Below are 13,014 nucleotides of genomic sequence, written 5' to 3'. Positions count from 1 at the left end.
TCACTCGGAGTGTGTTGAGGTGGAGGTGCGGCGGTCGTGGCGATACAGCCAAATCAGCGGTGGCAGTAAAGTGAGCAGCGCGAAGCTGTCGAACCATAGGTGCGACCAGACCTGCGCCTGGAGGGAAATCAACATGTCCTGCGGCGCCCAGAGCACGATGCCGGCAATCAACCAGCCCCAGGCCACAGGGGTTTTGAGACGATGGCCGAAGTGCACGAGGGCGAGCATGTAGAGGGAATAGCTTTGCAGCGTGGCGCCGAATAGGGCGAGCCACCAGACTTGTTGCGCGCGGGCGGCGGTGGGTACGGCGTCGGCCAACCAGAAGGCTTTTTCGATGGTTTGCAGATAGCCGTCGAGCAAACCGGAATGGCCGGCCCAGGTCAGCAGGATGCTGACGAGCAGATGCACCAGTGCGGCGGCGTATAGCCAAACGACCAGGGCGTTGCGAAGGGTGTTAAGGGGGACTGGCATTCCGTGTCCTGGGAGCTTCCTTGAGGGGGGCAAGTCTAAAGGAAAACGGGAGATTTAGTGATTAATCACGGGGCCCGTCTCGCCTCTAAAATTTCTAATAGAAAGTCGACTAACAACCATCGGCATCGTTGCATTGAACCCAGCCCCGAATTTCCTTTCCTTTGGGGGTTTTAAACATGATTTGCAGCCACCCGGCCTCAACCCCTTCCTGCAACACCGAGTCGCCCTTGATCAAATACATTTTCGTCATGTCCGCCAAAACGGGCGAACTGTGAATCGAGGTCTTTTTGTTAATCGTGAGCGTCACCCTGTCCCCCGCTGCCCAGCGTTTATAGGCGGCAGAGTTGAGTTTGGCGACGATGCCCTCAGCGGTTTTATAAGGGAACGTGTAGATCAACTCCGACGACTCGGAATCGCGCGCAATATCGCCGCCATTACCAAAATAATTCGACAGCCGCTCATCTCTCACATAACCCGCCGCCGTACGGGAATACGCATGAGTGGTGTAATACTCGCCCAAATAATTAACGCCCGTATCAGCTCTGATTCCGACCGCATGAATGACGAATAGCACCGGCTCGGCTTCGGGTTCAGCCTGCGCAAAGAAAGCCGCTTGCACTCGTCCCGTGGCCGCCAAAAATGGCAGGCCGCCTATGTTCTTTTTTGTACCATCGGCACAATTTACATAATCGACGTTGATGGCGACGTCATCGGCGTCTTGGGATTCGTCTTCGGGCAGTTTGGCGTAGTTGAAAACGATAGAGCCCGAGTCTGTGTTGAGCGCTGGGAATGCTTCACTTTTTGGGGCTTCGCAGGTGATCCTGGAAAGGATCTTTTTCAGGCTTGATCTCTCGCTTTCATAAAAAGTATTGCACTGAGAAACAACGACAAAGCCCTGTGCTGTTTCTGCTTGAAGTGTGTTGCAGATTAATCCGAACCCTTCAACACCGCCCGGCCCAGGATAAATGACGTTTTTCATGTCCAGCAGCTTCCAGCCTTGCTGCTGCATCGACGCTTTGGCTGTCGCCGTAGCGTCCGAAAACTCCATGATTGATTCAGCATCAGGCAGTTCGATCAGCTTGTTGTAGCGCCGCGTATTGTCGATTCCGACAACCGCCAAAATGTCCTGCAGATTTTTCCCAGTGACAATGACAGTGGGGAGACTATCGAAGTGGTTGGCGTAGTCCGGTTGGTTACGGGGCACAAGCTTGAGTACGTTCACGCCCCCTTCCTGAACGCAGCTTGCAACCTTCAGTTCCGTTTGAGGCACATCGAACGGGCAAGGTTGATCTTCAGCGAACGCATCCGTGCCCCCCAGGAACAGGCTCAGCACAACAGCACCCATCAGAGCCGCCCTGAAGCCGTATCCTTTTTTAAAAATACAATCCATGTCGATCACTCAAAAAACCTTCGGATTAACCGGCTCAGGCGTCGTGTTTAAAAACGCTCAATCACCCGCCTACATTTACTTCGACAGCATCGGACATTTCCTTCAACACGCCGGGCTGTTCATGAACTATCCAGCGCTCGCGCTCATCGATAACCTCTGTTCGTCACCGCAAAATCGGTGACACGGACGTGCAAGTCCGGTGGAGTACACATTCGGTTATGGCAATTCGTCGAGCGTTTTCCTATGCTCGCGAATCGTTATGGCGGCTGTGTATGGGAGACCTTCGGGTCTGCCGGGTGACTCCACCGGTCTTGCACACCTATGCACAGCTGCCACCTCTTTCGAAGTGCACGCGAAACGGTGTCAGCTCCTTAAATCTTGGAGTAACACTTAATGATCAAGCCAACACCAAATCCTCCTGAAAACGAAGCCACATCCCCCTACGAATCCTTCGATTCCAGAAAACTCCACGAAGCCGCCGAACGCGCCCTCGACCATCATTTCGCCCCACCCCCCAACGAAAAACCCAAGCGCAAAGGCAAGCTCTTCACCGTCTCCTCCGACATCGACACCGAAGCCCTCCTGGCCAATGCCTCCGAAGACCTGAAGTCCATCAGCGCCATCGCCGCCGACCTGGCCGACGACATCGAAGGCACCCGCCGCTCAGTCGCCCTGGCACTCAGCAGAATGGCGGATGGGGCGCAGTTGTTGGTGGAGCGAGCGCTGGATCATATTGATTCGCCGAATCCGGCGCAGCATCGGGCGAAGGCGTAGCGAAACTCGGATAAAAAAGGGACGTTACGAAGGGGACTTAAAGTCCCCTTCTTCAGCGTTTATACCTGCACGGCGAAATTTACAGGCAGTGACTGGCCTTTATGTCTGAGCCTTGCGAAACCAAACGCTTCACGCCGGCGCTCCCCCCCGGGCTACCTTTATCTGCTGACATCTGATAACAGGCCAACGCCCGGGACATATCCTTTGTTCCCAATTCACCACTCTCAAAAGAAGACCCCAGGTAGTTCATCGCCTCTGTGGAGCCCATGGAGACCGCGCGAATAGCTTGCCCTTCTGCCTGCTCGGGGTGCAGGCAAGGGCCGCTATAGTCGGTGGAATTACCGTTACAAAAATAAGTGGCATAACCCAGCGCGCCGCTCGCTGTCGTGGATGCCGCTTTGAACAAAGCCTCAAGCTTGCTGGTTTCCAATTGAGACGCCATCTGCGAAAGACTCAATCTTGCCGCCGACAGACTCGCCTGTGGATCGCCCGACTCCGCAGCACAGACATAGTTTTCCAGCGACGCTTCAATCAACTCCCCAGTCAGACGGTATCGTTCAAGAAACCCCAACCCACCCAAGCCCTCAGCACGTTGATAACAAAGGTTCTCCGCGCGGCTCATTCCGGGTCTATCGGGTGCGACAAGCTCCTTCTCGCTGATCGACCAATCCTCAATCCCCACCAGCGACCAGCACGACTTTTCAGCAAAGTTAAAAATCTTGATGTTGCTGTTACCGGCCCGTTTATCCACAACGTTCATGTGAGCGTCATCGACTGTCTCGATCTCAACCCCTTCAGTCTTGCCTTCCATCGCAGCCATCAACGGAAACGTCAAACTGGAGCCAGTCTCCGCAGTAATTTGCGGTTCAAATTGACCAGGGTCCGAGGTGCGCTTCAATACCAATATTTTTACCGCCAGTGCGGTTAGGCGCTTCTGGGTCTCAGCACTGGCGGAGAATGCCGGCAGAAACTGAGCAAAGTTCTGGGATGGACACGAGACATCTGACCCTCGCCCAACAGGTGAACCACTGACGATGTCGGGCGCAATACTGTCCAGAAAGACTGTGCGCTCGCGGCTCATTCTTGCGATGCAATTGTTCACCGTTGCCACATAAGCGGACGTGCCAGGCTTAATCTCAAACGCTTCGAGCGGACAGTTCGCATCGCGCAATTTTATCCACACGCGCTGTGCTTCTTTGACCTTCGTCGTATACGCCGTCCCTGTGTCGGGTTCGGCTCGATACTGCGTTTCGAGTCGAGCCATCAGCTGGTGGTAACTCGTATTCAACTGTGAATCAGCAGCGTTCTTCACGACATCAGAACATCTATCAATTTGCTCGTTTACGGTGATCTCGTTGCAATCATCCTGCGCAAACGCAGTGGGCAAACCTAGCAAGCCACTAAACATTGCTCCAACAATGAGTCTGATAAATTGATTCATCCCAATCATCCTTGTAATTTTTAACAGATCCCTTCGTAAGGGATTATGGCGTATTAAGGTGCTTTTTTACGTAGGCCTTTATTGAGGCCGCATCTTTATAAGCAAACGTTTGTGGCACACCTTCACTAAAGCCATCGATCCCGCTCAAGTACCTATTAGCCTGAATCAATTGATTGGAGATCAGCCCACCATTGCTACTTCGTGCATAAGCATAGACCTGATACAGAGTACCGTAGGTACCCATGCCTCTATGGTTAATTTCCCAAGAAACCAAAACAAAGACATTTTTTACATCCTGAACCGGATAAAAAAATATCGACTCGACCTTAGGCGGCGAACCCGCAACATCATATTTATCAACTAACTGTCTAGCCGATACTCCATCACTGTTCTTCACGTCGAGGACTAAAGATACGGGATACTCTGCATCTCCCGTTTCCAAAACCGATAACGCCGCATTTTCGACAACAGTTGTTTTATAGGGGCCATCTACTACTGTCCCCCGCAGATAGAGGCTATCGTCCTGAGCCACGGAGACCCTACAGAGCATAAATACCAATAATAAAAAACAAAATTTACGCATCGTAACAACCTGCTTAAACAAACAATGAGAAGTAAAGACTTGGTCTTGCTTTATTCAGGCTCTGCGCTTCGGAAACCGGGTTACGCATTGCTTCGGCACGTTCATTTCCCAGTAAGTACTGATCAGCGCTCTTCGCTTACTCTCAATACGGAGATTGACGAAACCATCGCCGCAATCGGGCTGTAACTCCTGGAAGGTTCCTGTTGTGGGTTGGTAAACAAAAATCCTGTGGAAATCGTAAGTGCCCATACCATCGTCGATCTGCCAGACGGCGAAGTCCTTCGCACCGTCGAAATTGAAATCGTCGATCTGCACATGTAGTTCGTTTTCTGATTGAAAATCGATGGTCCGGGATTCGCTATGAGCATTGCGTTTAACAGCGACCGTTAGCGTGGGACCGTCCAGCACGAGCGTCGCGTCGACGTTATCGGTTGGGCTGAACGTCGTTACTTCAGCAAACACCGGGATCGTCCACAGTAATCCGAGCAGCGATAAGGCTAATTTGTTGAAGCGCATGTGATCATCCTATTCCCACTTACACCCGGTTTCCAAAGAAGAGTCGATGCTGGTGTTAAGCATGAAGCTGTACGCCTTGCCGTTGGACTTCTTCGTGTACGACATCGTAACGACCTGCGCCCCTTGAGTCACCCACTCATAGGTTCCCGTGACTTTCCCATCCATGACTTCAGACCACGTTGTTGTGTGCTGCCAGGGCGCCTGTGGGTCGAGTATTTCGTCTTGGGAGCTCGTCAACACAATGGAAATGGGGACGTTTGATTTGGCGTACTTAACGAAACCACCCGACCATTTACTGATTGGGTCGTAGAAGGTTCGAAATTCAAACTTTACCGGACTGGACTGTGAGAGTTCGAAGCACAATGTCTCGGTGGTGACTTCGCTGTAAGCGGAGAATGGAAACAAAGCCAACAAGAAAAAAAGTGTTTTTTTCATACTTATCGAGACGCCATAAATTTTAAAGAAACGGGATCAACAAATGGGACAGAACAGCAACCGCTCCACGTTACCTGCCTGGTAGTGGAACTCATGAAAAAAACGTCCTGTAGAGCGCGACTGTCAGACCGGCACAGACGTAACCGGCAATCAGGAGGTAAGGCACCAGCATGATCCAACCGTACGCCATGTAAGCCTCAGCACACGGCCCGGCGACCGCACACCCCAGGCCATAAATCATCCATGGCACGGCGTAAAAGGGGATGAATTTCAAAGGCGCGAGCCAAACCATCCGAAGCGCTTGTTGCTCGTTTCGGTTCTTGGCGCCTCGGGACATCCACAGCGAAAACGCCAATAGCCCAGGAATGCCCCACCACAACAGGTACTGCCAATAGGTCTGGGATGAATCGAACGTTGAATACTCGCCAATCCACAGGTCATAGGAAGAAATCGCCAGTACCACCAGCAATGGCCACCACAAGGCAGCCATGAAGAAACCTAGCTGCGCGCGGCTAAGCATACGCATCTCGTTCGATACACCGATCACGGGCAAGCCCCCATCCTCGAAGACGCGCGCATCAATTGCGTCATGGCGCACACCATGTGCGTTTTTTTCATGCGAGGACTTCTGGCGATCAGGCGCATTCCGGCACCCTCCAATCTTCGTAGCCTTGCGTGCCGGGATACAGCACCGTCGAGCCGTTGAACTCGGGAGCAACCGAAAAAATTTCAGTCACCCGAAAATTCCACTCGGACGATTCGAGCAGCGCGCCGTCCTTGGTGTACACCCGAAAAAAGTATTCGCTGCTGAACAACCCGAATACTTTTCCGATCAATCCCAGCTTGTGATAGCCGGGCGCGTATGTGACGAGATAGCACTCGCCTGACTCGCTCGAGTGTCGCGCCAAGGCCTGCGCCGTGACACCACCGAAAATCTTCAACCCAAGCACAACGGCGCATATGGATACGCCAATCAGCGCCGTAATCAGCAACAGACGCGGTGTTGCTCGACGGTTGTGAACCACCAACGGTTCCACCCCCGCGAGCCTGCGCCAACGGGTGTAGGCAGTGTCGATGGCGTTGGTCAGCAGGATGGCGCAAACCGTCAAGCCCCCCGTAAGTGCGCAATACGCCAAACCACGGATGGGATATTGGGGCAGCAGATAAAACAAAATCGCCAGCATCATGAAAATCACCAGGCCAAACTGGATGGCCTGGCGCTGGATGAAGACCAGAATCAAATTCAGGGAAACGAAAAAATAGAAAATCAGGTACATCGCCATGCCAATGGCAACACCGCGCGAGGTCAGCCCGCCGACCAGTTGTTTATAGGCAGGCACGGCATAGCCATTCATAACGATATAAATCACACAGGCCAGTGCATGCACGGCCAGACCGATGACGCGACGGTTATTCATGTGCAACTCCTGCCATGGCTTTATCGACGCTCGAAACGATCACCACCAATACCACGCAGGCGAGCACACCCATTGCCATGAGGAAGCGCTGTAGCCAGATCATTTTGACACAGGCCGGGTGAACGGATGTGGACGCAAGAGGCGGGTATTCCATCACTGGACCGAGCATCAGTTTTCCAAAATTTCGTAGAGTGTATTACTGATAAAAAATTCAGCCAATGCCCTTCCGTACCAGACAGCCAAAGCGTGTATTTCTTGGTCGCCTTATCCATTTCAATAAATACAATTCCAACCGTCCCCTGAAAACAAACGAAACAAACGGGACAGATCTATTTAAAATCCACGCCAAGTTCAAAACCGTCGAGCCGAACAAATAAATCCGTCCCCCTTTGCTTCAGCTCATGGTGGAACGTGCACTGGATCATCTGGAAGAGCTGATGGCGGCAAGGCAGGTAGCGAAAACGTAAGAGTGCATGGGAAACGGAATAAGATCGAAAATAAATCCGCCCCCTTATTACACTGATGACTAAAGAGAGCAAATAGAACAATCAATCGCAGTTAACTCTAGACTTTGTCGTTTCAGGTATCCGAACCGCCTTCCCCTTTTTCGTCATCTTGTCGACATATTCCTTGTAGAGCGGACACGCATCGGATCTCATGCCTATGTCCCAATACGCATCTGCTAAATTCAGTATTGCAACCACTCTTTCTGGAAATTTTTTATGAATTTCACTCAAAAGCATAGCAGCCAAAACATTATTGTGGCTACGGGACAAATAATATGCATAATCGTTTAACGCCCCGACATTTTCTTCAGAGACAATCAAAGTCAGCTCATACACAAACTCCTGAGGAATGTTCCTCCTTACTTTATTTCCGACTTCATCAACACCATAAAATAATTCCCCTTTCTCACCCTGAGGGAGACGTTTTAGAATATATTTAAAATCTTTCCTAATCGCTGCCAACTTCTCATCAGCATTCAAAAATTTAAAATTAGGACCATCATCGGAGAACTGGGAAAACAACGTGCAACATACAACCCGTTCGACATCAAACTGTTGCGGAAATGAGACTTCAACTGGAGCCCTCTCCCCCCCCAAGGAATACTTTTCATCTCTACTTGGCTCAACCCAAGTAGATTTTTTATAGAGAACCCAATCTTGCCGTACGGAATCCCATCTAAAATTGTACTTTGTAAGATTAGTGTTGCGAGTATAAAAATCAAGCAACAACGAAAAATCACCTGGGAGATAACCAGCAGACAAACCGCCGTTTCCTAACTCAAAATCTCCCGAAACTGACTTGTCGCTTCCACCAATATTTATAGTAACCCGCGAAATTGTACCGTCTTCCTCGAGGGAACTGACACTATATGGATCACAGACCCCATCTCCGTTCAGATCAGCCTCGCAACTAGGGTTTGCGCTTGCTATAGCTGCTATAAAGAAAAAAACGAGCAAAACAACTACCCTTATCATAACCCCCCCAGTGCGATAACACGGGCTTCGGCGTACTGTTTAGTTATCAAGGTGATACGCACCGACATCAAAAATTGGACAAATTTATTTAACACAGGTTGAGCTATATTCCCCAACACGTATATCCCACTTAGTTTTCGCCGTCTCGCCCAACCTACAATAGTTCTCGGCAACTAAAACTGTGCACACGTCACTATCAGAATCCAAACCAAATCCTGGGCACCCGCTAAAGAGGAAGCCGCAAAAACCAGCGCCCCCCAAAAATAAAAATACTGAATCCCACACTCATCTCCTTCTACTATTAAACCGTAATTTGAATGACTTCTAGCTGTCATTGAGATTTATGTCGGCCTCTTTTTTTGCACGCTGCTCAGTTCCTCATAAAACTGCAAGTAGTCGAGCCACGCCTGCGGGGCGTTACGCCGCTGAAGAAAAGCCTGTTTTGCAGGCGCATCGAGCGACTCCCAGAACGGCTGAAAGTAGTTGTCCCACCACCATTGCAGGCTGCCCTGCATGTTGCCCAGCCCTTCCGGGTTGAAATCAGGGAACACCACCCACGGCGCGGGTGGCGTGATTTGCAGGTCGCGAACCGCTTGCACCAGCGCTGCGCTGTTGGTGACCAGAATCACCATCCGCCCATCGAACTCTTCCTGTTCACGAAATGACAAAACAGCGCCCCGGGCGTTCTTCAGCGTGACAAAACGCTCAATGCGCGCCACTTCGGTGACGAACCCCTGGCTTTCAATAAGGCGATGCAATCGGGCCAGGCTGTCGGAGCACGGCATGAAGGCCATCTGATAAGCACCGAGACCGACCGAGTCCAGGCTCCGTACCCACGGATAGCCTTCGTCGAGTCTGGGCAGGCACAGAGGAAAATGCTCAGCAATGTCCTTCAGCTCTTGCGCCAGCCCCGAGGTTTTTCCAGCGGCGACCTTGCGCGTGTACCAGAGGTCCAGCCCAGCGCAAGCGAGTATCGCTACCAACGTGAACGTCCCTTGGCCAAGACCGTAGAACAGTGCCCGCAGCGGGTGATCCGGCAGCAACCACAACGGAATCAGCGACACCCAAACAGCCCACAGCGCCAGTTTCACCTTGAAAAACGGGATCAGGGCCAGCACCAGGTTGATCGCGATAAACAGCTCAAAGAGGAACTTGCTGGTCAGGCGGATGCTCACGCCTCGAGAGGTCAAACCGCCATTGAGCGCGCCGTACAAATGGGCCACGAAATCATTCAAAAACGCATACCCCACACAGAAAAGACTGTGGATCAACACGCAGCAAAAAATGCGGGCCGGCATGTTCATGCGGGGCTCACCGAGGAGTAACACGTGCCCGCGAACTCCATCACGACCAGTGAAGCCAGGATCATGAACGACAGAGCGCGGTGCAGCCTTGAATGACGCAGTCGCCGGCTGAGTGCCGTGACGATCAGCAACAAACTCAAGATCGCGAGGCTGCCGAACAGATCACTGTCGGCTACAAACATCAGGTACATACGCATCTCATCCGATACATCAATCATGGGCAAAAAACTCCATCTTTAAGGGTCCAGCTGCGTCGACTGCCATCGCGCTCGCGTTTGATACTGAGCAGGGCATAGCGCATTTCGTCAGCACTGATGAGACGAGTGCGTTGAGCCCCTTTCACTGTGAGCGAATAACGGCAGCTGACTTGTTGGTCGACGTCTTCGCCAAAGGATTTGTAACTGGCCACACTGACCTGCTCACCGGGTGCAACAAGACGTGGCGCTATCGGCGGTAACCAGTTGGTGTAGTGGTGCGGTTCAACCTCCAGCGGTACCCCACAGGTGTTAACCAGGTATATTTCGTTGAAGTAGACCAGCTGAGTCGTACAACCCGTCAATAACAGGCAACCCGCCGCCAACACAGACGTCATGCATGAACGAAGTTTCATTGAAGATCCCCCTCCTTTGCGGGCGATGATGGGCACGTACGAATCAATGGCGCGGGTAAGCAGAATCGCGAAAACAGTCAAACCACCCGCCAGCGCGCAATACGCCGTGCCGCGAACGGGATACTGCGGCAGCATGTTGAGCATCCCGGTCACTGAACCCAGCATCAATTTTCCAGAACCCTGTAAGGCGTATTGCTGATAAAAAAATTCAACCAGTGCTTTTTCGGGCTGGAAAGCCACAACGTAAATACCTTGTTCGACTTATCAAACTCTATAAATACAACACCCACTGTTTTTTCATCTTCATTGGCGCGCATATCCAACTCCAACTCGGAAAAAAGAGGTGTACGGTAAACCAGACTGGGGTTGTTTAAATCGGTGAATCGCAGATAAACAAAGTCTCGCGGGGTCAACAGCGAGCTTGCAGGAACAGACTCGATAAGATATTGCCCAGATGGACTTTTTTTCGAATAGTCTGGCGCACGCTCTAAAACCTCAACCACAATGATTGCAATAGCGATCAACAAGACAGCCAAGCTTATGGAGTACTTATGCCCGACCTTCATTTAGCAGATATCTCAATAGGTGCAGCCGTTATGGACGTTCTCTGTGCCCAACGCGATTCAATGACTTGCGTCGCCAGAATCGCCAGCAACGTGATGCTGCCCTGGACGATGGCGTAGAACAGGACTCGCAGCGGGTTATCCACCAGCATGGTGAGCAGAATGAAACCGACCATCGCCGCCAGAATGCACAGCTTTGCCCATAGCTTCGGGACCAGCACGATCATCAGGTTCACCGCGAAAAAATATAAAGGAACGTGTCTTGAGCCATGCCGATCGCTATCCCACGGATGGTGAGCCCGCCGTTGAACGCCTTGAAGGCGACGACCGCGTCATGCACGAACACGTAGGCGAGGCATCCAGCGGCGTGGAAAACCAGCCACATGGCAAAGCGGACGTAGATGTTCATGCTGGATTCATATTTCCGCACCAGGTGCCCGCGACATGCATGGCAACGACGCAAGCCAAAACGATGAAAGTCAGGACGCGGTGCAAATACGATTCGCGCACACGCGAGGGGAAGATCTGTGCCGGATCATTAGAAAATCTCACTGAACACCCAATGATCGAAGCAATAAATTGCTATAACACCCACAATCGAAGTAGCCAAAAAAGAAATGCCACCCTGAAAATTTTTTGTTTTTACAAAAGCCACAATCGCCCTTACAAGATAACAAAACGCAAACACCATCATCGGAATATAAAGCACCATACAAAAAATAAATAAACCGCCATAAACATCGAAAGTTTCTGAACAACCAAAAAACTCAACATTTACCGACCACTTGCTTTTTGGATCTGTAAACGACAGAAGCAAAAAAAGCGCCGACACCAAAAAATAGAGAATATTAGGGACTGTCAGCGAGTGGCTCAGCTCTGGCATGAGTACGCTTTGGTAGTAGTGGTTATAGGACACAGGGGGGGGGTTACCTGTTTGTCGGTTTTGCAACAAGTTGTGAACATCGAAACATTCAATTCACCCAGCAGAAACGGCGTGCCATGAATAAAAATCAGACACTGGAGTTCGTCAAATAGTAGACACCCAACGCAAACATAACTGGGATGGCCATAACACAAATGAAATTTAACACTTTGTAAAGCCTTTTCCCCCTAACACTTGGAAAAAGTCCGGCAACACCAACAAAAAAACAAAAAACCGCCAACACACCGAAGTAGTCATTATCTACCATGCCAGCAAAGTAACTTTCCATAGTCATTCCTTATTAAACCCCATGAAGCTTCAGCGATATACTCAAAGGCCTTAAGGAAATCTTCATTAACAGAGCCTTTCGTCAGAAATGCGGAAGCAATCCAACCAAGCGCCGAATATTCATTTTCATTATTCAACCACACACTGGAATGTTCCAGCCCTCGTACCCCGTCGCTGTCGGATAGATCGCATGACCGTTTACCCATAGCGCCCGTTCATCCCTCGTGAATTCGCTCTGCCAAATCAACCATTCAGACGACTTCAACAACGTACCGTCTTTTGCGTACACCCTGAAAAAGGCTTCACTGGTGAAAAAATGGAAGATCTTTCCGGGGGTGCCCAGAGCCGAATACTGCGGAATGTAGGAATTGATGTAACAAGTCCCGGACTCGTTCCAGACTGTGGAGTACACGTTAGCGAGCCTTGAAGCCGTCACTTTCATGTAGCAGGCAGACAACACCAGGGCAACGGCAGTCAGGGCGATCAGCAGCAAAGCGCGACGCACGATCATTGCCAACGGACTTAGAACCCTCAATCGCATATTCCTAGCTCACCTTCACTTGACCGCTGCCATCCAAGCACGCGGCGAAAGCTTTCCAATGCCTCGTGTTCGCTCGAAAAGCGAACATCCTCGCCCGCGAAACTCTCTTTGGAAACAGAGGCTTTTGCGAGTTCAAGGTAATGAGTGGAAAGTTTGCTTGAGTAGGACATCCATGACCTTTAATTAGGATTACAGCCATACGGCCATTGCAGTTGCAATGGCGCCGGACAGTATTAAAGAGCGGCGATGAGTCTCATCCAATTGAGTTCGTGCTCTT

Annotated in this window: 20 protein-coding genes and 1 pseudogene; 1 reads left to right on the top strand and 20 read right to left on the bottom strand. The window is 51.0% G+C overall.

Features of this window, described 5'->3' with window-relative positions; genetic code table 11:
• Both J3D54_RS08995 and J3D54_RS08990 read right to left on the bottom strand, forming a co-directional pair.
• The gene (locus J3D54_RS08995) at nucleotides 1-471 is read right to left on the bottom strand and encodes a cell division protein (RefSeq protein ID WP_253417587.1); all 471 of its coding nucleotides are present in this window, start codon (nucleotides 469-471) and stop codon (nucleotides 1-3) included.
• Nucleotides 472-580: 109 nt separating this feature from the next.
• The gene (locus tag J3D54_RS08990; protein WP_253426549.1) at nucleotides 581-1,861 is read right to left on the bottom strand and encodes a hypothetical protein; all 1,281 of its coding nucleotides are present in this window, start codon (nucleotides 1,859-1,861) and stop codon (nucleotides 581-583) included.
• 393 nt (nucleotides 1,862-2,254) lie between these two features.
• Here J3D54_RS08990 and J3D54_RS08985 point away from each other — a divergent pair, with 393 nt between their 5' ends.
• A complete protein-coding gene (locus J3D54_RS08985; protein ID WP_253417586.1) occupies nucleotides 2,255-2,635 on the top strand; it encodes a DUF6124 family protein in 381 nt (126 codons plus the stop codon).
• A gap of 79 nt (nucleotides 2,636-2,714) precedes the next feature.
• Here the strand turns inward: J3D54_RS08985 and J3D54_RS08980 are convergent, their stop codons facing one another.
• The 18 genes and pseudogenes from J3D54_RS08980 to J3D54_RS08895 form a co-directional block, all read right to left on the bottom strand.
• Entirely contained in the window at nucleotides 2,715-4,076 is a 1,362-nt protein-coding gene (locus J3D54_RS08980) for a lysozyme inhibitor LprI family protein (RefSeq protein WP_253417585.1), read from the bottom strand.
• A gap of 43 nt (nucleotides 4,077-4,119) precedes the next feature.
• Nucleotides 4,120-4,608, bottom strand: a complete 489-nt coding sequence (locus tag J3D54_RS08975; RefSeq protein ID WP_253417584.1) for a hypothetical protein — start codon at nucleotides 4,606-4,608, stop codon at nucleotides 4,120-4,122.
• A gap of 105 nt (nucleotides 4,609-4,713) precedes the next feature.
• Nucleotides 4,714-5,175 carry a hypothetical protein gene (locus J3D54_RS08970; RefSeq protein ID WP_253417583.1) on the bottom strand — a complete coding sequence of 154 codons (462 nt, stop codon included), beginning with the start codon at nucleotides 5,173-5,175 and terminating at the stop codon, nucleotides 4,714-4,716.
• Between the two features lie 9 nt (nucleotides 5,176-5,184).
• A complete protein-coding gene (locus J3D54_RS08965; protein WP_253417582.1) occupies nucleotides 5,185-5,610 on the bottom strand; it encodes a hypothetical protein in 426 nt (141 codons plus the stop codon).
• 91 nt (nucleotides 5,611-5,701) lie between these two features.
• The gene (locus J3D54_RS08960) at nucleotides 5,702-6,130 is read right to left on the bottom strand and encodes a hypothetical protein (protein ID WP_253417581.1); all 429 of its coding nucleotides are present in this window, start codon (nucleotides 6,128-6,130) and stop codon (nucleotides 5,702-5,704) included.
• A 115-nt stretch (nucleotides 6,131-6,245) separates the two neighbouring features.
• Nucleotides 6,246-7,028: a hypothetical protein gene (locus J3D54_RS08955; RefSeq protein WP_253417580.1), complete on the bottom strand. Its 783-nt coding sequence runs from the start codon at nucleotides 7,026-7,028 to the stop codon at nucleotides 6,246-6,248.
• The gene (locus J3D54_RS08950) at nucleotides 7,021-7,197 is read right to left on the bottom strand and encodes a hypothetical protein (protein ID WP_253417579.1); all 177 of its coding nucleotides are present in this window, start codon (nucleotides 7,195-7,197) and stop codon (nucleotides 7,021-7,023) included. Before J3D54_RS08950 ends, J3D54_RS08955 begins: the two co-directional genes overlap by 8 nt.
• A 379-nt stretch (nucleotides 7,198-7,576) precedes the next feature.
• The gene (locus J3D54_RS08945) at nucleotides 7,577-8,509 is read right to left on the bottom strand and encodes a type IV pilus biogenesis/stability protein PilW (RefSeq protein WP_253417578.1); all 933 of its coding nucleotides are present in this window, start codon (nucleotides 8,507-8,509) and stop codon (nucleotides 7,577-7,579) included.
• 341 nt (nucleotides 8,510-8,850) lie between these two features.
• Nucleotides 8,851-9,813, bottom strand: a complete 963-nt coding sequence (locus J3D54_RS08940; RefSeq protein WP_253417577.1) for a hypothetical protein — start codon at nucleotides 9,811-9,813, stop codon at nucleotides 8,851-8,853.
• Entirely contained in the window at nucleotides 9,810-10,031 is a 222-nt protein-coding gene (locus J3D54_RS08935) for a hypothetical protein (RefSeq protein WP_253417576.1), read from the bottom strand. The genes J3D54_RS08940 and J3D54_RS08935 overlap by 4 nt, the downstream gene beginning before the upstream one ends.
• Complete coding sequence (locus J3D54_RS08930) at nucleotides 10,028-10,663, bottom strand: hypothetical protein (protein ID WP_253417575.1); 636 nt, start codon at nucleotides 10,661-10,663, stop codon at nucleotides 10,028-10,030. Before J3D54_RS08930 ends, J3D54_RS08935 begins: the two co-directional genes overlap by 4 nt.
• Entirely contained in the window at nucleotides 10,588-10,989 is a 402-nt protein-coding gene (locus J3D54_RS08925; RefSeq protein WP_253417574.1) for a hypothetical protein, read from the bottom strand. The genes J3D54_RS08930 and J3D54_RS08925 overlap by 76 nt, the downstream gene beginning before the upstream one ends.
• On the bottom strand, nucleotides 10,986-11,213 hold the full coding sequence (locus J3D54_RS08920; protein WP_253417573.1) for a hypothetical protein: 228 nt from the start codon (nucleotides 11,211-11,213) through the stop codon (nucleotides 10,986-10,988). The genes J3D54_RS08925 and J3D54_RS08920 overlap by 4 nt, the downstream gene beginning before the upstream one ends.
• 5 nt (nucleotides 11,214-11,218) lie before the next feature.
• Nucleotides 11,219-11,395: a hypothetical protein gene (locus J3D54_RS08915; RefSeq protein ID WP_253417572.1), complete on the bottom strand. Its 177-nt coding sequence runs from the start codon at nucleotides 11,393-11,395 to the stop codon at nucleotides 11,219-11,221.
• Between the two features lie 129 nt (nucleotides 11,396-11,524).
• The gene (locus tag J3D54_RS08910) at nucleotides 11,525-11,869 is read right to left on the bottom strand and encodes a hypothetical protein (RefSeq protein ID WP_253417571.1); all 345 of its coding nucleotides are present in this window, start codon (nucleotides 11,867-11,869) and stop codon (nucleotides 11,525-11,527) included.
• A gap of 127 nt (nucleotides 11,870-11,996) precedes the next feature.
• The gene (locus tag J3D54_RS08905) at nucleotides 11,997-12,197 is read right to left on the bottom strand and encodes a hypothetical protein (protein WP_253417570.1); all 201 of its coding nucleotides are present in this window, start codon (nucleotides 12,195-12,197) and stop codon (nucleotides 11,997-11,999) included.
• 132 nt (nucleotides 12,198-12,329) lie between these two features.
• A complete protein-coding gene (locus tag J3D54_RS08900; protein WP_253417569.1) occupies nucleotides 12,330-12,707 on the bottom strand; it encodes a hypothetical protein in 378 nt (125 codons plus the stop codon).
• Nucleotides 12,708-12,787: 80 nt separating this feature from the next.
• Nucleotides 12,788-12,907: pseudogene (locus J3D54_RS08895) on the bottom strand (hypothetical protein); the annotation flags it as partial.
• Between the last annotated feature and the right edge of the window lie 107 nt (nucleotides 12,908-13,014).

Origin of the sequence: Pseudomonas sp. GGS8 (assembly GCF_024168645.1) — a bacterium.
Lineage (GTDB): Bacteria > Pseudomonadota > Gammaproteobacteria > Pseudomonadales > Pseudomonadaceae > Aquipseudomonas.
The sequence above is the reverse complement of the archived record's forward strand: the minus strand, read 5'-3'. Positions and strand labels throughout refer to the sequence as shown.